Origin of the sequence: Bradyrhizobium jicamae, from assembly GCF_018130215.1 — a bacterium.
Taxonomy (GTDB): domain Bacteria; phylum Pseudomonadota; class Alphaproteobacteria; order Rhizobiales; family Xanthobacteraceae; genus Bradyrhizobium; species Bradyrhizobium jicamae_A.
Genome location: NZ_JAFCKQ010000008.1, coordinates 54,160 through 78,297 on the forward strand (window position 1 = coordinate 54,160; position 24,138 = coordinate 78,297).

General features: G+C 61.9%; 22 protein-coding genes. 8 read left to right on the forward strand and 14 right to left on the reverse strand.

Going from position 1 to position 24,138, the window contains the following annotated elements; translation table 11 throughout:
* Positions 1-6: 6 nt before the first annotated feature.
* Genes JQ586_RS12385 through bchF form a run of 7 tightly spaced genes read right to left on the reverse strand, consistent with a single transcriptional unit; the run spans position 7 to position 10,047 of the window.
* Positions 7-1,437, reverse strand: coding sequence for a BCD family MFS transporter (locus JQ586_RS12385; protein WP_212394843.1), 1,431 nt, complete (start codon positions 1,435-1,437; stop codon positions 7-9).
* The gene (gene bchM / locus JQ586_RS12390; RefSeq protein WP_212394844.1) at positions 1,434-2,135 is read right to left on the reverse strand and encodes a magnesium protoporphyrin IX methyltransferase; all 702 of its coding nucleotides are present in this window, start codon (positions 2,133-2,135) and stop codon (positions 1,434-1,436) included. The genes JQ586_RS12385 and bchM overlap by 4 nt, the downstream gene beginning before the upstream one ends.
* The gene (gene bchL / locus JQ586_RS12395) at positions 2,135-3,043 is read right to left on the reverse strand and encodes a ferredoxin:protochlorophyllide reductase (ATP-dependent) iron-sulfur ATP-binding protein (RefSeq protein WP_212394845.1); all 909 of its coding nucleotides are present in this window, start codon (positions 3,041-3,043) and stop codon (positions 2,135-2,137) included. Before bchL ends, bchM begins: the two co-directional genes overlap by 1 nt.
* Positions 3,040-6,630, reverse strand: coding sequence for a magnesium chelatase subunit H (locus JQ586_RS12400; RefSeq protein ID WP_212394846.1), 3,591 nt, complete (start codon positions 6,628-6,630; stop codon positions 3,040-3,042). Before JQ586_RS12400 ends, bchL begins: the two co-directional genes overlap by 4 nt.
* Positions 6,605-8,158 (reverse strand): ferredoxin:protochlorophyllide reductase (ATP-dependent) subunit B, encoded by a 1,554-nt coding sequence (gene bchB, locus JQ586_RS12405; RefSeq protein WP_212394847.1) that lies wholly within the window; start codon positions 8,156-8,158, stop codon positions 6,605-6,607. Before bchB ends, JQ586_RS12400 begins: the two co-directional genes overlap by 26 nt.
* A complete protein-coding gene (locus tag JQ586_RS12410; RefSeq protein ID WP_212394848.1) occupies positions 8,159-9,445 on the reverse strand; it encodes a ferredoxin:protochlorophyllide reductase (ATP-dependent) subunit N in 1,287 nt (428 codons plus the stop codon). It abuts the gene before it with no gap.
* Positions 9,442-10,047 carry a 2-vinyl bacteriochlorophyllide hydratase gene (bchF, locus tag JQ586_RS12415; protein ID WP_249147523.1) on the reverse strand — a complete coding sequence of 202 codons (606 nt, stop codon included), beginning with the start codon at positions 10,045-10,047 and terminating at the stop codon, positions 9,442-9,444. The genes JQ586_RS12410 and bchF overlap by 4 nt, the downstream gene beginning before the upstream one ends.
* A gap of 233 nt (positions 10,048-10,280) precedes the next feature.
* Here bchF and JQ586_RS12420 point away from each other — a divergent pair, with 233 nt between their 5' ends.
* The 6 genes from JQ586_RS12420 to JQ586_RS12445 all read left to right on the forward strand — a co-directional run bounded on the left by JQ586_RS12420 (position 10,281) and on the right by JQ586_RS12445 (position 16,414).
* Positions 10,281-11,177, forward strand: a complete 897-nt coding sequence (locus JQ586_RS12420; RefSeq protein ID WP_212394849.1) for a B12-binding domain-containing protein — start codon at positions 10,281-10,283, stop codon at positions 11,175-11,177.
* A 75-nt stretch (positions 11,178-11,252) separates the two neighbouring features.
* Positions 11,253-12,686 (forward strand): transcriptional regulator PpsR, encoded by a 1,434-nt coding sequence (gene ppsR / locus JQ586_RS12425; RefSeq protein WP_212394850.1) that lies wholly within the window; start codon positions 11,253-11,255, stop codon positions 12,684-12,686.
* A gap of 6 nt (positions 12,687-12,692) precedes the next feature.
* Positions 12,693-13,595 (forward strand): chlorophyll synthase ChlG, encoded by a 903-nt coding sequence (gene chlG, locus JQ586_RS12430; RefSeq protein ID WP_212394851.1) that lies wholly within the window; start codon positions 12,693-12,695, stop codon positions 13,593-13,595.
* The gene (locus tag JQ586_RS12435; RefSeq protein WP_212394852.1) at positions 13,595-14,929 is read left to right on the forward strand and encodes a BCD family MFS transporter; all 1,335 of its coding nucleotides are present in this window, start codon (positions 13,595-13,597) and stop codon (positions 14,927-14,929) included. The genes chlG and JQ586_RS12435 overlap by 1 nt, the downstream gene beginning before the upstream one ends.
* Before the next feature lie 2 nt (positions 14,930-14,931).
* The gene (locus JQ586_RS12440) at positions 14,932-16,134 is read left to right on the forward strand and encodes a geranylgeranyl diphosphate reductase (protein WP_249147525.1); all 1,203 of its coding nucleotides are present in this window, start codon (positions 14,932-14,934) and stop codon (positions 16,132-16,134) included.
* 16 nt (positions 16,135-16,150) lie between these two features.
* Positions 16,151-16,414, forward strand: coding sequence for a hypothetical protein (locus tag JQ586_RS12445; RefSeq protein WP_212394853.1), 264 nt, complete (start codon positions 16,151-16,153; stop codon positions 16,412-16,414).
* A 24-nt stretch (positions 16,415-16,438) separates the two neighbouring features.
* On the opposite strand, the gene JQ586_RS12450 is transcribed toward JQ586_RS12445, so the two are convergent.
* Positions 16,439-16,882: a c-type cytochrome gene (locus tag JQ586_RS12450; protein WP_212394980.1), complete on the reverse strand. Its 444-nt coding sequence runs from the start codon at positions 16,880-16,882 to the stop codon at positions 16,439-16,441.
* 318 nt (positions 16,883-17,200) lie between these two features.
* On the opposite strand from JQ586_RS12450, the gene ppsR (JQ586_RS12455) reads away from it, so the two are divergent.
* Both ppsR (JQ586_RS12455) and JQ586_RS12460 read left to right on the forward strand, forming a co-directional pair.
* Complete coding sequence (gene ppsR / locus JQ586_RS12455) at positions 17,201-18,562, forward strand: transcriptional regulator PpsR (RefSeq protein WP_212394981.1); 1,362 nt, start codon at positions 17,201-17,203, stop codon at positions 18,560-18,562.
* A 10-nt stretch (positions 18,563-18,572) separates the two neighbouring features.
* A complete protein-coding gene (locus tag JQ586_RS12460) occupies positions 18,573-20,750 on the forward strand; it encodes a GAF domain-containing protein (protein ID WP_212394854.1) in 2,178 nt (725 codons plus the stop codon).
* Here the strand turns inward: JQ586_RS12460 and JQ586_RS12465 are convergent.
* The 6 genes from JQ586_RS12465 to JQ586_RS12490 form a co-directional block, all read right to left on the reverse strand.
* Entirely contained in the window at positions 20,747-21,418 is a 672-nt protein-coding gene (locus JQ586_RS12465) for a heme oxygenase (biliverdin-producing) (protein ID WP_212394855.1), read from the reverse strand. The genes JQ586_RS12460 and JQ586_RS12465 overlap by 4 nt on opposite strands.
* Before the next feature lie 23 nt (positions 21,419-21,441).
* On the reverse strand, positions 21,442-22,368 hold the full coding sequence (gene pufM, locus JQ586_RS12470; protein WP_212394856.1) for a photosynthetic reaction center subunit M: 927 nt from the start codon (positions 22,366-22,368) through the stop codon (positions 21,442-21,444).
* Between the two features lie 15 nt (positions 22,369-22,383).
* Positions 22,384-23,226, reverse strand: coding sequence for a photosynthetic reaction center subunit L (gene pufL, locus JQ586_RS12475; protein ID WP_212394857.1), 843 nt, complete (start codon positions 23,224-23,226; stop codon positions 22,384-22,386).
* Positions 23,227-23,341: 115 nt separating this feature from the next.
* Positions 23,342-23,530, reverse strand: coding sequence for a light-harvesting antenna LH1, alpha subunit (pufA, locus tag JQ586_RS12480; protein WP_212394858.1), 189 nt, complete (start codon positions 23,528-23,530; stop codon positions 23,342-23,344).
* A gap of 13 nt (positions 23,531-23,543) precedes the next feature.
* Positions 23,544-23,774, reverse strand: coding sequence for a light-harvesting antenna LH1, beta subunit (gene pufB, locus JQ586_RS12485; RefSeq protein ID WP_212394982.1), 231 nt, complete (start codon positions 23,772-23,774; stop codon positions 23,544-23,546).
* A 118-nt stretch (positions 23,775-23,892) separates the two neighbouring features.
* A complete protein-coding gene (locus JQ586_RS12490; RefSeq protein ID WP_212394859.1) occupies positions 23,893-24,117 on the reverse strand; it encodes a hypothetical protein in 225 nt (74 codons plus the stop codon).
* Positions 24,118-24,138: the final 21 nt, after the last annotated feature.

A 24,138-nucleotide genomic window follows, 5' to 3' on the forward strand; every position in this document is an offset into this window, starting at 1 on the left:
ATTCGACTAACCCGGAAATTCCGCGATCCCAAATTTGGGTTTCTGTGTTGGCACCGGATGCCTGGATCGAACAAGCGGGCCGATCACGGCGAGCGTCGCAAACAGCAATCCGAGCTCGATGTGGTAGACGATGCTGTATCCGGTGGCAGGACTGGCAAGCGCCACACCAAGATGCCCTTGGCTCGCGAGCCCCGACATCAGATCTCGGATCGCGCCACCGACCGCGATCGCCCCTCCGGCCGCGGTGGCCTGCACCGCACCCCATGTGCCAAGCGCAAGCCCGCTCTCGCCGTCTCCCGCCAACGCCATTGCGGCCGTCAGCGTGCCGACAGCGAACAGCCCTCCACCAACCCCGATTAACGTGGTCCCGATCCGGAACAGCAGCGGTGACGCCAACGGTGCGGAGAAGATCACCGACGAGAACGCGATCAGCCCGACCAAAGGACCCATGGCGGCAATTCGGTAGGGGTCCGCTCCGTTGCCGAGAAACCTTGCTGCGACACCGAAACCGGCCAGCGTGCCGGCCGCAAAAAGCGCGGTCAGTGCGGTCGTCTCGCCGACCGTCAGATGCAGGATCTCGGCGCCATAGGGCTCGAGCAGAATGTCCTGCATCGTGAAGCCTGCAGTGCCGAGCCCGACGGCGACAAGCACGCGCACCGAACCGCCGGATTGCTGGAATCTGCGCCAAGATTCACTGAAGAGTGGCCGTTCCCGGTTAGGCGACGTCCTGGACGGATTTCGTGCCTCCTGCTTCCATAGTGCGGCGATATTGAGCAGCATCTCGAGCAAAGCGGCGCCCTGGACCACCTGAATCAGGCGCATCTCGCTGAAATTGGCAAGCAGCGCGCCGAATGCGAGCGCGCTCGCCATCATGCCGAGCATCAGCATGACATAGAGAAATGCAACGACCCGCGGCCGCGACGCCTCGGGCGCTATGTCGGTGGCCAGCGACAAGCCGGCCGTTTGCGTGGTATGCAAGCCCGCACCAACCAGCAGAAATGCCACCGCCGCGCCGATGCGGCCGGCAATGATCTGCCCGGGCGAATCTCCCGACAGCACCAGAAGCGCGAAGGGCATGATCGCGAGGCCGCCGAACTGCAACAGTGTGCCCATCCAGATATAAGGCACGCGCCGCCATCCGAGTACGGAACGATGATTGTCGGACCGGAAGCCGATGAGCACGCGGAGCGGCGCGAACACCAACGGCAGCGCCACCATGGATGCAACCAGCCAGCTCGGCACGCCGAGCTCGACGATCATGACACGGTTGAGCGTCCCGTTCAGCAGAACGACGGAGATCCCCACGGAGACCTGGAACAGCGACAACCGCATCAGGCGCGACAGCGGCAGTTCGACCGTCGCCGCATCGGCGAACGGCAGGAAGCGCGACCCCAACTGCATCCAGCCTTGCGCGATCGATGGGGCACGCCTGGTCATGATGCCAACAGCTCCAGCGCGTGGGATTTGTAGAAGCTGCTTGCGATCCGGCGATGGCGACCGAACCGCCAGTCCTTTAGATCGGGATGATCCACGATCATCGCCCGCAATTTGCTCTCGGAGACCGGTTCGATCGCGGGTGCGCGGTTGCCGCGCGGAAAGGCGCGGCCGACCGCATGCATGAGCGCCAGCGCAGGTGTCTTTGGCGCGAACGTCATCAGCAGGGCATGCGAGGTCCGCGCGGCCAGGCCCGCCACCATCCGCGTGATGTCCGCCGACCGATAGTGGATCATCGAATCCATCGCGACGACAAAATCGAACCGTCCGAAACGCGGATCGAGCATATCGGCCGCAATGAACTGGATCGCGCGCGTGCCGATATCGACCGGAACTCGCTTGCCGGCGATCGCGACCAGGGTCGGAGAGATGTCGACGGCGACGACGTCGGCACCGCGGCGCGCGGCGTCGATCGACAAGGCGCCGGTTCCGCAGCCAGCGTCGAGCAGACGTGCGCCGCGCATGTCCTGCGGCAGCCATGACAGCAACGTTTGCCGCATCTCGTCGCGGCCTGCGCGCACCGTCGCCCGGATCCGTCCGACCGGTGCGTCGGACGTCAGTCGTGACCAGGCCGCGACGGCCGTACGGTCGAAATAGGTCTCGAGTTCGCCGCGTCGTTCCAGGTACTGTGCTGTTGTCATCAGTCGAACCCCAACAGGTCGAAAATGTCACGGTCTTTCAACGGTACTGCGTTCATCGCTACACTGCCGCCGAGCAGCGAAGCGGCAAGGCGCAGGTACTCGTTCTGCACGGCTTCCACCTCGGGCGACGGCTCCATCTCGAAAAGCGTCGACTTTTTCAGCCGGCTCTTGCGGATGACATCGAGGTCGGGGAAGTGCGCGACGGTCTGCAGCCCTGCCCGTTCATTGAATTTATCGATTTGATCGGTTCCAGCGCTGCGGTTGGCGATCACGCCGCCAAGACGCACTGGATAATTGCGCGACTTGGCCTGGATGGCCGCGACGATGCGGTTCATCGCGAAGATCGAGTCGAAATCATTCGCAGCCACGATCAACGCGCGGTCAGCATGCTGGAGAGGAGAGGCAAATCCGCCGCAAACGACGTCGCCCAGCACGTCGAAGATCACGACATCGGTATCCTCGAGCAGGTGGTGCTCCTTCAGGAGCTTTACGGTCTGACCAACGACATAGCCGCCGCAGCCGGTGCCGGCAGGCGGCCCGCCCGCCTCGACGCACATCACGCCGTTGTAGCCCTGGTAGACGAAATCGTCGGGCCGCAGCTCCTCGGCGTGAAAGTTTACCTGCTCGAGGATATCGATCACTGTCGGCACCAGACGCTTCGTCAATGTAAAGGTCGAGTCATGCTTCGGATCGCAGCCGATCTGCAAGACACGCTTGCCGAGCTTGGAGAATGCGACGGAGAGGTTTGACGACGTCGTGCTCTTACCGATGCCACCCTTGCCGTAGATCGAAAACACCTTTGCGTTGCCGATCACGACGTTCGGATCCATTTGCACCTGTACGCTTCCGGCCCCGTCAGGACGACGGACCTGTGCGTTGGCGACTGGCTGCGCGATCGACATGTTCATGCGGCAACTCCCACGCCTTCGAGACGATCTTCGAACTGCTCGCCTGCCCTGCGCAACACCTCGAGCATGGCCTGGTCGGGCGACCAGTAATTGCGTTCATGCGCCTCTATCAGGCGATTGGCGATCTTCGCCGACGCGGCCGGGTTCAACGCGGCCAGGCGCTCGCGCATCGCCTCGTCCATAATGTAAGTCGCCGTGATCTTCTGGTAGACCCAAGGCGCGACCTGCCCCGTCGTCGCCGACCAGCCAACCGTGTTGGTCACATGGGACTCGATCTGGCGGACGCCCTCATAGCCATGGGCCAGCAGCGCCTCATACCATTTGGGATTGAGCGTCCGTGTGCGCGTCTCCAGCGCGACCTGTTCGCTGAGCGTCCGGACGGCGCCGTCACCCCTGGTTTGGTCACCGATATAGACCGGCGCCGCCTCCCCGCGCGCCCGCTTCACGGCACGGCTGATACCACCAAGTGTATCGAAATAGTGATCGACGGTCGTCACGCCGAGCTCCACGGAGTCGACGTTCTGGTAGGCGGCGTCGACGCCTGCCAGTACATGGCCTAACAGCGCGTCGCGCCTCACCGGCCGACCGTCGACACCGTAAGCAAAGCCTTTCCGGCGTGTGTAGGCTTCGGCAAGCTCTTGCTCGTCTGTCCACGCACCGCAATCGATCAAATGGTTGACGTTGGCGCCATAAGCGCCTTCGGCATTACCAAACACGCGCAACGCGGCTTGGTTGAGCTCGCCGCCATGGTCCGCCTGAAAGGCAAGTGCATGCTTGCGGACGAAATTATGCTCGACGGGCTCGTCCGCGCTTGCCGCAAGCAAGGCGGCCTCCGCCAGCAGCTTGGTCTGCAGCGGCATCAGGTCCCGGAAGATCCCTGACAATGTGATGACGACATCGATCCGCGGCCGTCCGAGTTTCTCGAGCGGCACGAGCTGCGCGCCGGCCAGTCTGCCATAGCTGTCATGGCGCGGCTCGGCTCCCAACAGCCAGAGCGCCTGTGCGATCGGCCCCCCCTCCGTCTTAAGATTGTCAGTGCCCCAGAGGACCAGCGCGACTGTTTCAGGTAAGCCATTCCCCTCAGTTGCGTGACGCGCGAGCAACCGTTCAATTTGACGGGCGCCATCAAGAACCGCAAAGGCGCTCGGGATACGGAACGGATCGAACCCATGGACGTTGCGGCCGGTCGGCAAGATCTCCGCGTTCCGCAACAAATCGCCGCCGGGCGCAGGCCGGATATATCCGCCGTCCAGCGCGTGGATGATCGCCGGCGTCTCGTGATCCCCGGCCAGCAGCGTATCGAGTGCAGCTCTCTTGTCGGCGTCGACGACGCCGGCTGCGTCGAGCAGCTCGGCCCGCTCTGCGGCCGGCGGAGGAGCGCCGACGACATGCAGGCCATGCGGGATCAGCGAATATTCAAGTTCCAGCACCTTGTCGCTCAAGGCCGATATTCGGGACGCTGCGTCGCTCCCCCAGGCGGGTTTCGCGTCGGCCAGATCAACAGCTGCGGCCTGGGCCTGGATCAGCGCGAGCGCGTCGGAACGTTGCACGTCCGTGGCATCGGGTCCAACTGCCCTCCAGCTGTCCAGGACCGCCTTGAGATCGGCGAGCCCCTTATAGAGGCCCGCGTTGGCGATGGACGGAGTGAGATAGCTGATCAGCGTGGCGGCTGCTCGCCGCTTGGCAAGCGCGCCTTCCGACGGATTGTTACAGGCGTAGAGATAGAGATTTGGCAGGTCACCGATCAAGCGATCCGGCCAACACGCCCCGGACATACCGGCCTGCTTGCCCGGCATGAACTCCAGCGCTCCATGCGTGCCGAAATGCAGTACCGCGTGCGCGTCGAAATCCTCCCGGATCCAGCGATAGAACGCCGCGAAGGCGTGTGTCGGCGCGAAGCTGCGCTCGAACAGCAGCCGCATTGGATCGCCCTCGTAGCCGAACGCAGGCTGCAGGCCGACGACGAGATTGCCGAACCGCTCGCCAAGAACAAGAAGGTGACCTCCATCGGTCTGATGCCGGCCCGGCGCCGCACCCCATTGCTGCTCGATATCGACGAGCCAACGCTCGCGACGCACATAATTGTCGACCGGAATCCTTGCGACGACATTGGCATCCGTCCCGAAGCGCCCGGAATTCCCCTGCAGTACGCGAGCCCGAAGATCGGCGACGGTCGACGGCACCTCTATGGCGTAGCCCTCCGCCTTGAGCGCCGTCATCGTGTTGTGCAACGACTCGAACACCGACAGATACGCCGCGGTCCCGGCGCTACCGCCATTCGGTGGGAAATTGAACAGCACAATCGCGAGGCGGCGCTCGGCACGCGCCGACTTTCGCAACGCCACAAGCTTGGCCGTGCGCGCCGCCAGCATGGCGGCACGCTCGGGCATCGCGGTCATGTCACGCCCTGCATCGACCAGCGACGAGCGGCCGCCAAACGTCATCGGTGCCGTCGCACCGTCAAGCTCGGGAATCGCGACCATCATGGTCGCCTCCACTGGCGTGAGCCCCCGCGGATCCTCCTGCCACTGCTCGACGGTCTGGAATTCGAGCGGATGCGCAACGATGTAGGGGACGTCAAGACTTGCCAGCACAGTCTCGGCGGCGCGTGCGTCGTTATAGGCGGGCCCGCCCACCAGAGAGAAGCCGGTCAGGGACACAATGGCATCCACGCTCGCGGCACCGTCTTTCATGAAATAGTGGTCGATCGCCGGCCGGGCATCGAGCCCGCTTGCAAAGGCCGGCACGACCGAAAGCCCCTTGTTTTCGAGGGCTTCCAGCACGCAATCATAGTGCGCGGTGTTGCCGGCAAGCAGATAGGACCGCATCAGAAGGACACCGACGCGTCCAAGGGGCTTCGACCGGCGCGGCAACTGGTCGAGACGGGTGACAATTCGCTGGATGAGACGATGATGGTAGAGGCCGAGCTCGGGATAAATCGCAGGATCCTGCGGCTTCAACTTGCCGCGCAGACCGGAACGCGCGCCATCCGCGTATCGGTTGACCAAGAAGCGAACGAGATTCGCGAAATTCTGCTCGGATCCCGCGAGCCAGTATTGCAGAGTGAGGAAGTAAGCGCGCAGATCCTGGGCCGTACCGGGAATGTAACGTAGCAGCCGTGGCATCTGCCGCAGCATCTTCATCTGACGCTGCCCACTCGACCCGCCTGACTTCGTGCCACCGCGCAGACGCTTGAGCATAGCGAGGACGCCGCCGCTTGATCCCGACATCGTGAGCTTGCCGAGCCGCGTGAGCCGGACCACCTCACCGGCGGAGAGGCAGCCGATCATCGCATCGCAATGCTCGCGCCTCGCCAGCAGCGACGGCATTACGGCCTGGATATGCTCGTCGAGGAAGAGCATGGTCGCAACCACGATATCGCCTTTGGCGATGTCCTCGCGGCAACGCTCAAGGGCGGCCGGATCACAATTCCACTCGTCGGCCGCGTGGATGGCGAGATCGAGCCCCGGCAACTCTTGATACAACGCGGCGCGGGCGCGTGCGGCTGCGGACGCCAGATGGCTGTCCATCGTCACGATCACGACCCGAATGGGCGTGCGTTCATCGGCCGAAATGCGCTTTGGCATCGTACAAGGTCTCGAGAGTGATCAATCCGACGCTTCGCTCCTGCGCAAAGCGTTCGGTGTTGCGGCGCGCCTTGCCGCGGACAAAGAAGGGGATCTTGTGCAGTTCCTGCTCGGCTTCCGCCGTCCAAGCGACGTCTGTGCTACGCGCGATGGATTTCGGAAGCTGGATCGGAGCAGGAGGTTCGGAAGGCTGATGGCCAAGGTGCGACGGAGCCGTGTCGCTAAACTCTCGATCTTCGCGGAACATGCCAAGAAGATGCTCCTCCAGGCCCATCATCAATGGATGAACCCAGGTGTCGAAGATCACGTTCGCCCCTTCGAAGCCCATCTGCGGCGAATAGCGGGCAGGAAAATCCTGCACATGGCTCGGGGCCGAGATCACGGCGCAAGGAATGCCGAGGCGTTTGGCGATGTGGCGCTCCATCTGGGTCCCGAGCACTAGCTCGGGTTGCAGCTCGCCGACCTTCGCCTCGACCTCGAGATAGTCGTCAGTGATAAGCGGCTCGATGCCGTATGTCACAGCGGCCTCGCGGATCTCGCGGGCGAACTCCCGGCTGTAGGTGCCGAGACCGACGACATCGAAGCCTAGCTCGCCTGACGCGACGCGAGCGGCGGCCAATGCGTGGGTGGCGTCGCCGAAGATGAAGACACGTTTGCCGGTGAGATATGTGGAATCGACAGAACGCGAATACCAGGGAAGCCGCGTCTCAGCGCGCGCCAAGGCCGGTGACGGATCGATGCCAGCGAGGCCGGCGACCTCTGTAATGAAGGCGCGCGTCGCGCCCACCCCGATCGGAATTATCTTTGTAAAAGGCTGTCCGAAGGTCCGTTTCAGCCATTCCGCGGTCGTGGCGGCGATCTCCGGGTAGAGCACGATATTGAAATCCGCCTCGCCAAGTCGCGCGATATCTGCCGCTGTCGCATTCCAGGGCGCGACGACGCCGATCCCGATGCCAAGAGCCACAACCTGCCTGGTCACTTCCGCGAGGTCGTCGCGATGACGGAACCCTAGCGCGGTAGGACCAAGCAGATTGCAGACCGGGCCCGCACCTTTCTCCCTCTTAAGGCGGGGGTCACCTGTGGGGGGAGCCTTGGCGAGCGCGCGTGCCAGTCGATAGAATGTTTCGGATGCGCCCCAGTTCTCCTTGCGCTGATACGATGGTAGCTCAAGTGGAACGACAGGTATGGGAAGCTTCAATGCCTGCGCCAAGCCACCCGGATCGTCCTGGATCAGCTCTGCGGTGCAGGAGGCGCCAACCAGCATAGCATCGGGAGCGAAGCGCACGAACGCATCACGCATGGCCGATTGAAGCAGTTCTGCCGTGTCTCCGCCGAGATCGCGTGCCTGGAACGTGGTGTAGGTAACCGGCGGGCGCCGGTCGCGGCGTTCGATCATAGTAAACAGCAGGTCAGCGTAGGTGTCGCCCTGCGGCGCGTGGAGCACATAGTGGACGCCGCGCATCGCGGTTGCGACGCGCATCGCGCCGACGTGTGGGGGGCCTTCATATGTCCACACAGTGAGCTGCATCTAGGCCACCAGCCTTCCGCGACGGGCCAGCGGTCGCGCGAACAGTTCGGCCAGATCGCCTGCCTGCTCGAAGCCCTGGATCGGCGTGAAGATAAGTTCGATCGACCACTTCGTCGCAGTGGCTTCCGCCTCGAGCGGATTGGCAAGGCCGAGACCGCAGACAACGAGATCGGGCCGCGCCTGTCGGCAGCGATCCAGTTGCCGGTCAACATCCTGGCCTTCGCTGAGCGAGACGTCCGGCGGCAGCAGCGCCAGGTCAGCGCGGAGATGTTCGCGATGCAGATAGGGTGTGCCGGCTTCGACGATGGTCATACCGAGCTCGCGCGCAAGAAATCGCGCCAGCGGAATCTCGATCTGGGAATCCGGAAAGAGAAAGACGCGCTTGCCGGCGAGCTGTGGCCGGTAACGCGCGACGGCGCGTTGGCCACGCTCGCGCAAAGCACGCGTGACCGCCTCGAAATGCGCGGGATCGATACCGAACACATCAGCTGCGGCCCTAAGCCAACCGGTGGTGCCTTCGACTCCAAGCGGAAACGGCGCTGCCACATGCCGGCAACCGCGCTGCTCCAGGGCACGCGCGGTGTCGCCAAGAAACGGCTGGGCTAGCAGAAAGAATGTATTCTCTCCAACCGCTGAGAGCTCGGAGGCCCGCCGTGGCGGCAGGAATGCCACTGACGAAATGCCGAGCGACGCAAACAGGCGCCGGAACTGGTCCTCGACAACGTCGGCGAGCGCGCCCACGATCAATAATGACGGTCGCGCCTCCACAGTCGTTGTCGGCAGCACCGGCACAAGCGAAGCAAGGCATGCATCTTCGCCTTGGGTGAAAGTCGTCTCGATGCCGCTGCCGGAATAATTGAGCACGCGAACATTCGGGAGAAACTTCTGCGACAATCTGAGCGCTGCGCGTGATAAATCCAGCTTGATCACTTCCGACGGACACGAACCGACCAAGAACAGGAGCTTGATGTCCGGACGGCGAGCCAGGAGTTGCGCGACGACGCGGTCGAGTTCGTCATTGGCGTCGACCAAGCCCGCCAGGTCCCGTTCTTCCATGATCGCGGTGGCAAAGCGCGGCTCCGCAAAGATCATGACGCCAGCGGCCGACTGGATCAGATGGGCGCAGGTGCGCGACCCCACCACGAGGAAGAAAGCGTCCTGCATCTTGCGATGCAGCCAGACGATTCCGGTCAACCCGCAGAACACTTCGCGCTGACCCCGTTCACGCAGAACGTTGTCGCCGGCGCATGATCCCGCTGTCGCGCAAGGCTGCCCACGCGGGTTCATTTGGCGACCTCGGCAAACAATTGAGCGGATTGATCGCTGTGCTGCTGGATCCGCGCCGCGCGCAGTTTGAGCAGGAATTGAGTGGCGTTGACCGCGTAGGACGCATAGGCCGCCAGCACGAGCAGCATTTGTTGCTGCGGGCTTCCGATATGGCCGATCAGGACGACGAGATAGGCCGTGTGCAGCGCCAGCACGAGTATGCTGAAGACGTCTTCCCAGAAGAACGCGGGCGCAAACAGATAACGGCCGAACACGACGCGCTCCCAGATCGAGCCCGTGATCATGATTGTGTAGAGTAGGAGCGTTTTGGCCACGACGGAGCAGGTCGCGATCCAATAGCCCTCACCGGTCACCAGACAGCGCGCGACGAGCGCGAGACTGATCAGGAAGGCCAGGAATTGCAGGGGCGCGAGCACGCCCTGGACAGTGGTCCACGGCGTCTCATCGCGGCGCCGTTTCTCCTCGGGTGAATATAGCGGTTGGACGCGTAGTTCGGCCCGCGGGCCGCTCGTCCGACATAAAAAGCGGACACTTTCCCAAAACGCTGGATCGGTCACAAATGTGAACTGTGCACAACAACAGTTGTAAAGATTGTTTGACAATACGTCCGCCGAGTGATGCGATGCCTCCGGGACGCGGGGCATCAGCACAACTTCTCGGCCGTGAACGTCACATTCAGATCGAATGGCCTTGCGCTGGTGCATCGCTGAACCCCGGATTGCGAGCCCGACACATCAGAGGCTAGACCTCAAAAAAACGAGTGTCAATAAAAACTGACGTCAATATATCTTGACGCTCCAGCTCGTTTCCGTTCAAATGCCAGGGAGGCATCGCGATGACCGAGCTCAATGAGACTGCCCCTCCTCCATCTGGATTCGGCGTCCGGCCGGGTCGGGCGAGATTTGAAACAGGCTTGCTACGCTCTCCGCCACCTCTGGTCATCCGGGGAACGACGTTTTCGCATCTCAGCCGCACGGTCGAGGCAGAAATCATTCCTCGCCTGGTGTTGGCACACGGCCACGGACAACCGGTCGAACCGTCAAATGTCGCGACCGACCGCACATATGTCACAGACTTCGCCGAGCTGATGCTGGGGACGGAAAGCAGCCGGGCTGCCGAGCACATTCAGGCCTGCCGCGAGCGCGGCGTGCCGCTCGAGACCGTCTATCTCGACCTGCTGGTTCCGGCCGCAAGGCATCTTCGACATCTCTGGATGAACGACGAGTGGGATTTTGCCGACGTCACCCTTGCCCTTTGGCGAATGCAGCAGCTGCTGCGTGACTTCAGTCCTGCTTTCTGCGGCGACACGGGCATCAAGTCGGCAGGGCTGCGGGCCCTCCTCACCCCCGGCCCTGGTGAAAAGCACGATATCGGGCACATGATGTTCGGGCTGGTGCTCGCCGGCGAATTCTTCCGTCGCGAGGGATGGGATACCTGGATCGAACCCGACTCCACGGACGCGACCTTTATCGCGACAATCCGGACGCAGTGGTTCGATGTGGTCGAATTCTTTGCCAACAGCGACAAGAAGCTAGACGACCTTGCGGCCAACATCCGCCAGGTGCGACGCGAATCGTCCAACCGGGACATCGGCGTCATGGTCTGCGGTCCCGTATTCAACGAACGGCCTGAGCTCGTCCTATTGGTCGGTGGCGACGCTGTCGTCTCCGACTTCAGCCAAGAAGCATTGCAAGCCCGAAACGTCGTCAATCTGCTGACAGATCGACGCTGATCGGGCGACATAAAGTGAGACAGGGACGAAACTCGCCGCGTGAGGGCACCTGCCATTGGGAGGGTGATTTCGTCCGTGAAGGCTTTCAGGGCACCAGAGGATACGCTCGGCGATCTCAAGGCGGACGTCGCTGCCATGCTCATCGCCGTAGCGTCCGATCTGGCGCTTGCGCTCGACGACGAAGGCAGCATCCGTGACGCCGCCTTCCAGCGAGCCGACCTGCCACTGGAGCTGAAGAATACCGATCAGTGGATTGGCCGCGCGTGGCAGGCAGTCGTCGCTGCGGACAGCCAGACAAAGATCGAACAAATGTTGCAGGAAGCGGCCACACGCAAGACGTCGCGCTGGCGTGAGATACGGTTTCCCGCGACTCGCGGGCCCGACATTCCAATCCTGTGTTCAGCGATTGCGATCGACGAGCATAACCGCTGTGTCGTGATCGGACGCGACGTCCGCGCTGCGGCGGCCTTGCAGCAGAAGTTGATTGAAGCCCAGATCGCAATCGAGCGCGATTACTCGCGCATGCGCAACGTGGAATCGCGTTACCGGATCCTGTTCCACTCCTCCTCCGAACCGGTGCTGATCGTCGATGCCGCGACCCATCGCGTGATCGAGGCAAATCCGGCAGCTTCTACCTTGATGAACGAAAACCCGACAGAATTGATGGGAAAATTGTTCCCCGATGCGCTCCTGCTCGACGACTCAGCCGCGGCCCAGGCGATCGCTTTCGCGTTCCGCACGCAGGGACGTGTCGAGGGTCTGAGGTTGAAACTCGAGAACGACCGCGAATTCCGGCTTGACGGAAACTTCTTTCGGCAAGATGCGTCGTCGTTCTTTCTCTTGCGTTTCTCACCGGTCGGCCCGATCACGCTCGCGGCACCGGCCGCACCGGATGTCGCCTCTCGCCTCATCAAATTTGTCGAGGAAGCGCCAGACGGGCTCGTGCTGACAGACCGTGATGGCCGCTTGCTGCGCGCGAACGCAGCATTCCTGCAGCTGGCACAGGTCGAGGACGAAAAGCTTGTCCACGGCGAAATAATCGATCGTTGGGTCGGAAAGTCCAGCGTCGACTTCAGCGTCCTGGTGTCGAATCTGCGCCGGTATCGATCGCTCAAATTGTTCTCGAGCGTGGTGCGCGGCGAGCACGGATCGCCGGTCGATGTCGAAATCTCGGCCGTGGCGCTCGGCGCCGACAACGATCTGACCTTTGGCTTCGCGATCCGCAACGTGGATCGGCGGATCGGCGCCAAACTCGGACCCTATCCCGAGCTTCCGAGGTCTCGCGAGCAGCTTACCGACCTGATCGGGCGGGTGCCGCTCAAGGAGCTGGTGCGCGAGACGACCGACGTCATCGAGCGCATGTGCATCGAGGCTGCGCTCAAGCTGACTGGAGACAACCGCGCAACCGCAGCCGAGATGCTCGGGCTCAGCCGGCAGAGTCTCTATGTCAAGTTGCGCCGGTTCGGGTTGGCCGACGCCAGCGAGTACGACGAGAACAAGGTTGAATAGCACACCATGACACAGACCGTCCCCGCGACCTCTCTTGCACGTCCCTCGCCGCTCGTCGTGCTGGAACTGCTGAAGCCGATCACCTGGTTTCCTCCGATGTGGGCATTCGCCTGCGGCGTGGTCTCGGCCGGCCACGGCCTTCAGTTGCGGTGGCCGACGATCGTCGCCGGTATCATCCTTGCCGGGCCCCTTGTCTGCGCGACGAGTCAGGCCGTCAATGATTGGTTCGACCGGGAGGTTGACGCCATCAATGAGCCGAAACGCCCGATTCCGTCCGGGCGCATTCCGGGCCGCTGGGGTCTCTACATCGCAATAACCTGGACAGCGCTGTCGCTCGAAGTTGCTTCCACGCTCGGCGTCTGGGGGTTTGGAGCAGCGGTATTCGGGCTTGCGCTGGCGTGGGCCTATAGCGCGCCGCCGGTCCGGCTCAAGCAAAACGGTTGGTGGGGCAACAGCGCCGTAGGCCTCTGTTACGAAGGTCTGCCGTGGTTCACCGGGGCCGCGATCGTCAGTGGATCTGCGCCAGCTTGGCCGGTGGTGCTGGTCGCCCTGCTCTACAGTTTCGGCGCCCATGGCATCATGACGCTGAACGACTTCAAATCCATCGAGGGTGACCGCAGCAGCGGCATCGCATCACTTCCGGTGCAGTTGGGTGCCAAGCGGGCTGCACTCCTGGCTTGCATCACGATGGCCGCGGCGCAAGCTGCCGTGGTTGCGCTGCTGCTGGAGTGGCAGCGGCCATTGCACGCCACAGCCATCGCCATCTCGCTTGTCGCTCAAGCCGCCCTGATGCGGCGGCTCATGGAACGTCCGCGCGAGCTGGCGCCGTGGTACAACGGAACCGGCGTCAGCCTCTATGTGATTGGCATGCTGGTTGCTGCATTTGCGCTCGCAGGGTTGGAGCTGTAATGCAAAACGAGCCATCATACCTTTCCTGGTTCGGCATCGTGCGGCTTGCTCTGGTCCAGACCGCGCTCGGGGCCATCATCGTCTTGACGACATCGACTCTGAACAGGGTCATGGTTGTGGAGCTTGCCCTGCCGGCTGCCCTGCCCGGTGTCCTCGTCGCCCTGCACTACGCAATGCAGGTGTTCCGTCCACGTCTCGGCTATGGGTCGGATGCCGGCGGCCGGCGGACTTCATGGATCGTCGGGGGCATGGCTACGCTCGCGGGGGGCGGCGTGCTCGCGGCGATCGCAACGGCCTTGATGGCGACGCAACTTTTCGCGGGCATCGCGCTCGCCGGGCTGGCTTTCGTTCTGATTGGGTTGGGTGTCGGCGCGGCGGGCACGTCTATTCTTGTACTGCTCGCCAAGCACACCCATCCGTCACGGCGCAGCACCGCTGCCTCGATCGCCTGGATCTTGATGATCGCCGGCTTCATCCTGACGACGGGAATGGCCGGTTACGCCCTCGATCCTTACTCCGGCCTCAGGCTGGTTGCGGTGTCGTCGACGGTATCGGTCGCGGCCATGTTGCTGACGTTGCTAAGCGTATGGCGTATCGAAGGACCGCGGTCATCGGGACCGCCGCAGGCAGCGTCACCTCAGTCGTCTTTCAAAGATGGCTTGATGGCAATCTGGTCCGAGCCACAGGTGCGCCGATTTGCGATCTTCATCTTTGTCTCGATGCTAGCCTATAGCGCTCAGGATCTCATTCTCGAACCGTTCGCGGGCGCGGTGTTCGCGATGACGCCAGGCGAAACCACTCGGCTGTCTGGCCTCCAGCATGGCGGCGCCATGATCGGCATGCTGCTGGTGCCGATCCTCAACGCAGTGCTGCCACCTGGGCGGGGGCGGACGACGTCGTGGATTGTGGGCGGCTGCGTGGCCTCAGCGTTGGCCCTGTTCAACCTTGCGCTCGCGGCGCTGGTTGGACCAGCCTGGCCGCTGCGCGCATCGGTTTTCGCGCTCGGCGTTACCAACGGTGTCTACGCGATTGCAGCTATTGGCGCGATGATGAACCTGGTCGATGCGGGCCACCGCGACTGCGAGGGGACCAGGATGGGGCTATGGGGCGCATCGCAGGCGATCTCGTACGGCATCGGCGGATTACTCGGCGCGCTGGCCAGCGATTGCGCACGAAGCGTTCTGTCATCGACCTCGCTTGCCTATTCCATCGTCTTCGCGACGGAAGCTGCCCTCTTCGTCGTCGCCGCGTATCTCGCTATCTGGGTCAGCAAGCCCGCGAGCGCGCGTCGGACGCTGGACCTTCCGGTGAACGTCGCCAAGCGGAGCGCGTGATCATGATTGACAGCCAGACATTCGACATCGCGGTGATCGGAGGCGGTCCAGCGGGCGCCACGGCGGCAGACGATCTTGCCCGCCGAGGATACAAAGTGCTGCTGCTCGATCGCGCAGGCCGCATCAAACCTTGCGGCGGAGCGATCCCGCCTCGGCTAATCACCGAATTTCGGATTGCCGATGAGCTGCTGGTCGCCCGGATATCGTCGGCCCGGATGGTGTCACCGACCGACAGGCAAGTCGATATGCCGATCGGCGGCGGCTTCGTCGGTATGGTCGATCGCGACGCGTTCGATGAATGGCTGCGGACACGAGCTGCACAGTCCGGTGCCGCACGCTGCAACGGCACATTTCAGGAATTGGGACGCGATCCCGATGGCGTTGCCGTCCTGCGCTACGAAACGCGCGATGAACATGGCACGGCAAGGGTTCACTCAGTTCGAGCCCGCGCCGTGATCGGCGCCGACGGCGCACTGTCAACTATCGCTCGTCAGAGCATTCCCGGTGCCGACAAGGTCCGCTACGTCTTTGCCTATCACGAGATCGTGCGCTCGCCCGAGAGGGGCCATACCTCGTTTGACGGCGCGCGGTGTGACGTGATTTATCGGGGCAAACTGTCTCCCGATTTCTACAGCTGGATCTTCCCGCACGGCGCGACCACGAGTATCGGCACCGGCAGCGCGCGCAAGGGATTCTCTTTGCGCGGCTCGGTCGGCGAATTGCGGCAGGCGCATGGCCTCGACCGGGTCGAGACGTTGCGCCGCGAGGGCGCGCCGATACCGCTCGAGCCGCTGAGACGCTGGGACAACGGCCGCGATGTTGTGGTCGCGGGGGACGCGGCAGGTGTTGTTGCCCCGGCATCCGGCGAAGGAATCTATTACGCCATGGCAAGCGGACGCATGGCGGCGAACGCCGTTCATCGCTTCCTGCTCACCGGAGATGCCCGCGAACTTGGCCGCGCACGCAAGGAGTTCATGCGCGCTCATGGCGGCGTGTTTTGGATGCTCAGCCTCATGCAGGCGTTCTGGTACAGCAACGACAACAGGCGCGAGCGCTTCGTCGCAATCTGCAGGGACCGGGATGTCCAGCAACTTACATGGGATGCCTACATGAACAAGGCCTTGGTGCGCGCCAAACCGCTTTCCCACGTCCGAATCTTCTTCAAGAACGTTGCGCATTTGACCGGACTTGTCCGGGCGGCGTGACAGGGATGACTGACCGATGATCGCATTCCTTGCCGGCGCCCACGTGGTCGACCTGATTCTTGTCATCGTCGCGGTTGAGAGTTTCGCCTTGACGCTCCATTGGCACATGACACGCCGTGGAATCGCACCGGCAATGCTGGTACCGAACCTGCTTGCGGGAGCGCTGCTCTTGCTCGCCCTGAGGTTCGCGCTGAGTGACTACGGATGGCCTTGGTACACGGCCTGCCTCGCCGCCGCGGGCATCGCCAACGTCGCCGACCTCAGACAACGCTGGCGCTGATCAGTTTTTGCCTCGAGCTCTGAACTATTTCTTGTCCGAAAACGTCTTGATATAGGCGATGACGTCCTTCCGCTGCTGTTCGTTGGCGAGTTTGAACGTCATCTTGGTCGTTCCTGTCGCCAGATCAGCCTTGCCCTTGTCGGTGAGGAATTTCTTGAGGAATGCATTCGGGTCAGGGAGATACTGAAAAATCAGGTCCTCGCTCCAGACCAGCCCGTTTTCGCCCGCGTGCTTGTTCAAGTCCGAATAGGCAAAGCCCGGTGCCGTGCCGGATTGCCTGCCAATCACGCCCGTCAGAACCGGGCCCACCATGTTCTTGGCGCCGGGGCCGATCCGGTGACATGTCATGCATTGCTTGAAAATCTGCTCGCCCTTCGCAGGGTCTCCGCCGGCGGCTTCGCCCGCCGCGAAAGCCGTACCGGACGACGCAAACACAACCGCTGCTACGATGATTGCTGCCTTTCTGATAGCCACGTTTCGCTCCCGCTATGTTGCCGACAATCGTTCTGTTGCCTTAACAAATATAATTGTAAACTATTCCTGTCATTTAGTACTACGCATGAGGGCGGAATTGGTTCATTTTCCGCCAAATTTGGCCCGAAACCTGCCGGCTTTGGCGCGCGGTTCATTCAAGCCGTAAATAAGACTTGACAGATGCCTGGCGACGTGAACTAACCGTTGTTAGTCCAGCTGGAGTCTCAACGCGTTATCGTGTGAGTATTGGTTAACAGCGCGGATTTTCCAGCGCGGTCCAACGACCCTAACCAAGTGGATGCAAAGACGGCGATGTCGGAGTCCGGCAGTCCTCAACCCGATGTGACGTTGCTTCTGGACATGGACGGCGTCATTCGAGAGGCGACGTTATCTCCATCGATGTCCAGGGAGAACATTGACGACTGGCTTGGCCGGCCGTGGACCGAGGTCGTCGGCGCCGCCGGCGAGAAGATCCAGCGCATGATGCAGGACACGCAGCGAACCGGCATCTCGGCATTCCGACAAATCACGCAGAAATTTCCGAGTGGCCTCGAACTTCCGATGGAGTTTACAACCGTCCTGCTTGGCGGTCGCGCCGGCATGCTCGCGATCGGCAAGAACTTGCAGGCCGTGGCCGAATTGCAGGCGCGGCTGATTTCTGCCCAGCAGACCATCGAGCGCGACTACTGGAAGTTGCGAGAGATTGAGACGCGATATCGCGTCGTCATCGAAGATTCTAACGAAGCTGTGTTGCTGGCGAAGGTCGCCGATTTGAAGATCGTGGAGGCCAACCGAACGGCTACAGCCGCGCTTGCAGGGTCAACCCGCCGGAGGGAGGGTCTAATCGGACGCGACTTCCGCGAAGAGATTGCTGCCAAGGACCGCGAGCCAATCGAGATGATGCTGCGTCGGGTCCGCGACCAGGGAAAGGCGCCCGGCATCGTGATCCATCTCGGCAAAGAGGCGGCGCCATGGATGATACGGGGCTCGCTGATGACGAACGAGACCGCGCCGGTCTTCCTGCTGCGGATGACCCCGACTGGAAAGTCCGTGGGCGCCGTCCCAGCCGAGCATGAAGGTCTCGATGGCCTACTCGATCAACTGCCCGATGCGGTTGCAATCATCGACGACAACGGAGCTATCAAACGCGCCAACCGCGCCTTTACCGAGCTCGTCGAGATTGGATCAAAGGACGCAGTCGTCGATGAGAACCTGAACCGCTGGATGTCACGGCCCGGGGCCGACGCGAGCGTGCTCATCTCGAACGTACAGCGGCACGGGGTTGTGCGTCTGCTGTCGACTACCGTGCAGGGTGAACTCGGCACGGAAACGGAGATCGAGGTGTCCGCGTCGGGCTACGAGCAGGGCGCCGACAAGCGTCTCGCTTTGGTACTGCGGAACGTCGCACGACGCCTGTCGCCGAGTCCGGAAAGCGACACCTTGCGGACCGCGCTGGCGTCCATGAACGAAACGGTCGGCAAGACGCCGTTGCGCAAGCTCGTCAAAAGCACTGTTGGGGTGGTCGAGCAGCATTACGTGCGCGCTGCACTGCAACTGGCCAATGGGAACCGGACGACCGCGTCGGAAATCCTCGGCTTGAGCCGTCAAAGCCTTTACGCCAAACTTGACCGCTATAATCTCAACGACAAAGAACCGAATGGCGAGGAACAATAAGGGGGGGTAGTTGACCTCGGTCCCTCTTGCATCGCCCGCCTTTGGGCAGGCTACGCTCGCGAATTGCGAGCGCGAACAGATTCACCTCGCCGGGTCGATTCAACCGCACGGCGTGCTGCTCGTTGTGCAGGAGCCGGAGAATATCATAATCCAGGCCAGCGCCAACGCGGCCGAATTCCTCAAGATCAATCCGATCGTCGGCCGTGCGCTGTCCGAACTCGACGGCAACCTGCTGCTGCAGATCCTTCCGCATTTGGGAGGTCCGCTGCATTCAATGCCAATGACGGTGCGCTGCAGCCTCGGCAGCCCGCAACAGAAATTCGATTGCATTATACACCGCCCCGTTAATGGCGGCTTGATCATCGAGCTCGAACCCGCGGGACAGCCGGGAAACCCAACGCCGGCGCTGGACGGCGCTTTCCACCGCATCACGTCCTCATCCTCATTGCGCGGGCTCTGTGACGAGACCGCGGCCATCTTCAAGGAGATCACCGGTTACGACCGCGTGATGGTCTATCGCTTCGACGACGAAGGCCATGGCGAGGTCTTCTCTGAGCGACGACGGCCTGATCTCGAAGCATTCTTGGGCAATCGCTACCCGGCCTCCGATATCCCGCAGATCGCGCGCCGGCTCTATGAGCGAAACCGCGTTCGTCTTCTCGTGGACGTCAATTACACCCCGGTACCCCTGCAACCGCGGCTGTCGCCGCTCAACGGACGCGATCTCGACATGTCCCTGAGCTGCTTGCGCAGCATGTCGCCGATCCACCAGAAGTATCTGCAGAACATGGGCGTCGGTGCTACGCTGGTTTGCTCCCTGATGGTGTGCAATCGGCTATGGGGACTGGTGGCCTGCCATCACTACGAGCCGCGCTTCGTTTCATTCGACATCCGTGCGGTTTGCGAGGCGCTTGCGGAAGCTTGCGCTATCCGGATCGCGGCTCTCGAAAGCTTTGCCCAAAGCCAGTCGGAGTTGGTCGTTCGCCGGCTCGAGCAACGTTTGATCGAGGCTGTCTCTCGTGACGGCAATTGGCAGACTTCGTTGTTCGATGGCGCGCAGTCGCTCCTTCAACCGCTGGCCGCATCAGGCGCGGCCCTGCTGTTCGAGGGACAGGTTACGACAATCGGTGACGTACCGGGAACGCAAAGGATCCGCGAGATCGGCACATGGCTCGACGGCAAGCGCAAGGAACGATCCGGCCCTGCGCTTGAAAACATTGTGACGGCGTCGCTTACGCTCGACGAGCCCGGCTTCATGGATATCCGTGCCGTTGCCAGCGGCTTAGTCGCCGCGCCGCTGTCGGCTAGCGCGGGCGAATATTTGATCTGGTTCAGGCCGGAGCGAATAACGACGGTGACTTGGGGCGGAGATCCGCTGAAGGCCGTCATCATCGGCGACGATCCGTCCGACTTGTCGCCACGACGCTCCTTCGCGCAATGGCACCAGCTCGTTGAGGGTAAGTCCGACGCCTGGTCGCTTGCGGAGATCTCTTCCGCGCGTATGATCGGCGAGACTGTGGCCGACGTCGCCCTGCAGCTTCGCTCTGTTCGTATGGTGATCGCGCAAGACCAGCTCGAGACGATCAGCCGTCAGGTGATCCGCTCCGAACAACCCGTCATCATCGCCGATGTCGAGGGGCGAATCCTTCTGTTGAACGAGGCTTTTGAGCAGCAACTGCGTGCCTCGCATCCTCACCTACCTCACCTCCGCGACCTCAGCAGTTACTTTGCGTCGCCCGCCGCATACCGCGCAAGTCTCGACGACTTGCTGCGCAATAAGCGAAGCTGGCGCGGCGAATTGCAAATCGAAAACAAAGGTGCGCAGCCTCGCTCGTTGATGGTGCGAGCCGATCCCGTGATCGGCCAGCACGACCGGGTACTTGGCTTCGTCTTGATCTTCTCTGACCTCAGCGATCGCAAGGCCGCCGAAACGGCGCGCACGCGCTTCCAGGATGATATTACAAGCGCCAGGCGACCCAGCCTTCGGCTCGATTCAACCGCCAACATCCTGTTTCAGGAGCTCGCCGCGTCGGCCGTCGAGAATGCGCAGCTCGCCGCGCTAGAAGTCACACATGGTGCCGAAATCAGCCGGATGCCCGAAATGCTCGACAGCATTCGTAGCTCGACGAGTAGGACACTCGACATCCTGGAGCATCTCGTGTGGCACACGTCGCGTTCTGAGACCTAGCCAGTTGCCTTCGCCGCCTGCAGCGCCATCGATAAGGTGATATTCAACTCGAAAGCCCGCGCCCCCTCTTCCACCACGGCGGCAAGATCGTTGACCTCATCACCGGCCCGACTGATCGCAGCGCGATACTCCGCCTTGAACGCCGGGATATCGACGATCGTCGGAAAGTCAAAGAACGAGAGCGCTGCGGGAGAAAGACCGAGCGAGCGCTCCAGCAAACGCTTGAGGATTTGTCCGCCGCTGAGGTCGCCGAGGTAGCGTGCATAAGCATGGGCGATCAACCGCGTTCCATCACCATCCGATGCAGCTTGGATCGCAGCCACATACTCTTGCGCGGCAGGCAGAACCGCCAAGTTCGGCCAATCAGCAAAAAGATGATCGAGGTCATGCACGATGGCAGTTGCGCGTTCGAGCTCAATGCGCACAACGCCACCCAGAGCTGACGAACCGGAACGATCTGACAACTTCTGTTCCAATTCGCGATAGACCGGTAACAGGTTACGCAACATCAGGACGTAGTCTGCTCGCGTCGCGCGGCCGTGCAGGATGTCTGCGACCGTGCCGGATCGCTCGGCCTGCGCGTGGAGCTCTTTCGTCCGCTCTCTCAGCGCGTCCAGCAGATCGGCCGGACGCAGCGAACCTCCGGCCCTATCGACTCGTTCGAGCATGCGCCCCCCGCGAGAATTCCGGCCTACCGCGGCATCGCCAGGCCGTGCTTGACGCCCCAGTCGAACCAGTTATCGACGACCGTGCCCGAGAGTAGGATACCGATGCCGCCGGTCAAGGGGCAAAGCACAGCAAACCACCACGCCCAGCGATGGATCGATTCAGCGGTTGCGTTGAAGCCCATCGTCCAGCGCCAGAACAGTGCGCCACGCTCGAATGCCGTCCCGCGGTCGACGATCTGCTCGATCTCGCGTTCGCCACCGTAGCGGCTGATGGCGAGCACCGTCGCGCCATGCATCGCAAACAGCAGCGCCGAGCCATACAGAAATGCGATCGAGAGCATATGGAATGGATTGTAGAACAGGTTGCCGTGCGAGATCGAGAAATTATTAGTCCAGTCGAGATGCGGGAAAATGCCGAACGGCACGGCCTCGCTCCAACTTCCCATCAACAACGGCCGAATGAATCCGAGAACAAGATAGAGCCAGATTGCCGCCGCAAAGGCCCATGAGACATGGGTACCGAGACCGAGTGCGCGCGCCCTCCGGTAGGTCCGCGTCCACCACAGCAGGATCGACGTGGTGAGGAAAAATCCGGCCATCAGCCACCACCCGCCTTCCTGAAGTGGCGGGAAGATCTGCAGCCCGTATTCAGGCGCGGGCGGCTGCAATGCAAGCCATGGGAATTGCCTGATGAACTCAAGAGGGCTCCAGTTCACCGAGGCCAGCATGTTGAGACCGATGATCTCGATCGCAACAAAGCCAAACATTAGCGAGGCCAAGCCGAGGAATCCAAGATAGATCGGACCGATCTGGGCGTCGCCGAGCTTGCCGAACCAATAGTTGAAACCACCCTTGCCGATGCGCACCCACGTTCCCGGCTGCAAGGGGATACCCGGATAGATCGGGCTGCGAACCTGGACTTGAGTGAAGATATTCTGATATTCAGCCATATTGCCCTCCCGGACTCAATGCGGCGACCAGATCGGAACGCTGCGCCACCATTCCCACCAATCCGACCACGCCGCGCCCTCGGGTCGCAGCCACGCGGGCCCGCTGATCACGATGCAAACGGCACTGAAAGATACCGCCGACAGAGCGAGGAAAAGGCCAAGACGGTGGATTCCGAGCGTGCCGATCGAATAACCAAGCAGGTCACGGAACATGGTGTTCTCGTGCTCTGGTGATTTGACCACCTCGCCTCGTCCCGGATTTGTCGACGACAGGATCAGCGAGCCGTGCAGTGCAAGCGCAAGGCATGTCGTAAAGAAGAACGTTATCGCGATCATGTGCGCGGGGTTGTAGTGGAAGTTGCCGAACTGGTAGCCGGTGTTGGAGACCCAATCGAGGTGGGAGATGATCCCGTAGGGAAACCCATAGCTCCATGAGCCCATCAGCACGGGACGAATCACCTCGAGCGTGAAGTAGGCGAAAATCGCGAAACTGAAGGCGAATGGGACGTGATAGCCAATCGCAAGCTTCCTGCAGATCTCGACCTCGCGCAGCGCCCACGAGATGAAGGCGCCCAATGCGCACACGGTGATCAGCTGCCAGAAGCCGCCCTCCGCGAGCGGCGCCAGCGACAAGCCATACTTCGCATCGGGTGGATTGATGCTGATCTGCCAAAGATTCCAGGTCGGCCCGAGCGAGGCGGCGTAAAGGATCAGGGCCACCCCGACGAATGTAAAGAAGATCGTCGTTACACCGAAGAAGCCGACGTAAAACGGTCCAACCCAGAAATCGAAGAGATCCCCGCCGATCAGCGTGCCGCCGCGGACGCGATATTTGCGTTCAAAGCTGAGCATGGCCATCGCTCATTCCTCCGATGCTACCGAAGCCGCCGCCTCTTTGTTATGAATTGGGGAGCGGGCGAACCGGATCTGTCGTCCGTTTTCGTCCGCCTCCCGTTGTTGTCGTCGAGCTCGTCTAGCCGAGCTTGAGCGGTGTTGCTGGTTCGGAGATGGACGACGTCTTTGCCGGACGCGGTCCTTCCAGCCAGTTGAACCGGCTCGTGCTGAGCAAGATGAAATGAATCACCAAAGCCAGCGCGAACAGGAACGTGAACAGAGCAACCAGCGTTCTGCGGGGATCGAACAGGAGCCACAAGCGCCACATAGTCTTCTCCTTGCTATGTCAAATAGGAAATGACGATGCTGGCGTAGTGGGATGCTCCCTCCATCGCCGCTTTGTATCCACCGGGGCCCGGCAGCCAGGGACGCCACATCCAGGCGAGAATATGTGCGACAACCGCGATTGCGGTGAAGATCGCAAAGCTCGTCATGAAGATGCTATGGAATTCCCTTGCCTCCGATTCGGTCAGCCCCGACAGAGAGCCTCCCTTGCTTGGTACGTCCACCATGTGTGGTACCTCCAGGTGTTGGCCTTTCGGCCGGATGCCGCCCGCACTTTGAGCGGCGTCGAGATGCCACGTCGTTTCCGGCATGGCAATTCATGCGGCGAGCCGCACGAATTCGCAGTCACAACCCCGAAAAGGACGAAGCGGCGCAGTTCGCTGCGAGCGCCCCGGTCTCGGACATGATCGATGTTGAGCAACCTGCGCTCTTGCGCGCTCGCCGATTCAGACGGCGGGTCACCACCGGAAGAAAGTAGAGAGCGAAGCAGGCGAGGTAGACGAGCAGATACTCGAAGCTTGCCTTCGTGCCCGGAGCGGCATTGCGATGAATGCTTTCATACAATGACATCGACGTCTCCTTCTCGTCCTA

Excerpts from the sequence above, each read along its gene's own strand:
- JQ586_RS12400 (WP_212394846.1), bottom strand. The coding sequence starts at position 6,630 with ATGCCAAAGCGCATTTCGGCCGATGAACGCACGCCCATTCGGGTCGTG.
- JQ586_RS12445 (WP_212394853.1), top strand. The coding sequence starts at position 16,151 with ATGATCGCATTCCTTGCCGGCGCCCACGTGGTCGACCTGATTCTTGTC.
- bchM (WP_212394844.1), bottom strand. The coding sequence starts at position 2,135 with ATGACAACAGCACAGTACCTGGAACGACGCGGCGAACTCGAGACCTAT.
- pufL (WP_212394857.1), bottom strand. The coding sequence starts at position 23,226 with ATGGCCATGCTCAGCTTTGAACGCAAATATCGCGTCCGCGGCGGCACG.
- bchL (WP_212394845.1), bottom strand. The coding sequence starts at position 3,043 with ATGAACATGTCGATCGCGCAGCCAGTCGCCAACGCACAGGTCCGTCGT.
- JQ586_RS12465 (WP_212394855.1), bottom strand. The coding sequence starts at position 21,418 with ATGCTCGAACGAGTCGATAGGGCCGGAGGTTCGCTGCGTCCGGCCGAT.
- pufA (WP_212394858.1), bottom strand. The coding sequence starts at position 23,530 with ATGTGGCGCTTGTGGCTCCTGTTCGATCCCCGCAGAACGCTGGTTGCT.
- JQ586_RS12410 (WP_212394848.1), bottom strand. The coding sequence starts at position 9,445 with ATGAACCCGCGTGGGCAGCCTTGCGCGACAGCGGGATCATGCGCCGGC.
- JQ586_RS12490 (WP_212394859.1), bottom strand. The coding sequence starts at position 24,117 with ATGTCATTGTATGAAAGCATTCATCGCAATGCCGCTCCGGGCACGAAG.
- bchB (WP_212394847.1), bottom strand. The coding sequence starts at position 8,158 with ATGCAGCTCACTGTGTGGACATATGAAGGCCCCCCACACGTCGGCGCG.
- JQ586_RS12440 (WP_249147525.1), top strand. The coding sequence starts at position 14,932 with ATGATTGACAGCCAGACATTCGACATCGCGGTGATCGGAGGCGGTCCA.
- JQ586_RS12435 (WP_212394852.1), top strand. The coding sequence starts at position 13,595 with ATGCAAAACGAGCCATCATACCTTTCCTGGTTCGGCATCGTGCGGCTT.
- chlG (WP_212394851.1), top strand. The coding sequence starts at position 12,693 with ATGACACAGACCGTCCCCGCGACCTCTCTTGCACGTCCCTCGCCGCTC.
- ppsR (WP_212394981.1), top strand. The coding sequence starts at position 17,201 with ATGTCGGAGTCCGGCAGTCCTCAACCCGATGTGACGTTGCTTCTGGAC.
- JQ586_RS12385 (WP_212394843.1), bottom strand. The coding sequence starts at position 1,437 with ATGACCAGGCGTGCCCCATCGATCGCGCAAGGCTGGATGCAGTTGGGG.
- pufM (WP_212394856.1), bottom strand. The coding sequence starts at position 22,368 with ATGGCTGAATATCAGAATATCTTCACTCAAGTCCAGGTTCGCAGCCCG.
- JQ586_RS12420 (WP_212394849.1), top strand. The coding sequence starts at position 10,281 with ATGACCGAGCTCAATGAGACTGCCCCTCCTCCATCTGGATTCGGCGTC.
- pufB (WP_212394982.1), bottom strand. The coding sequence starts at position 23,774 with ATGGTGGACGTACCAAGCAAGGGAGGCTCTCTGTCGGGGCTGACCGAA.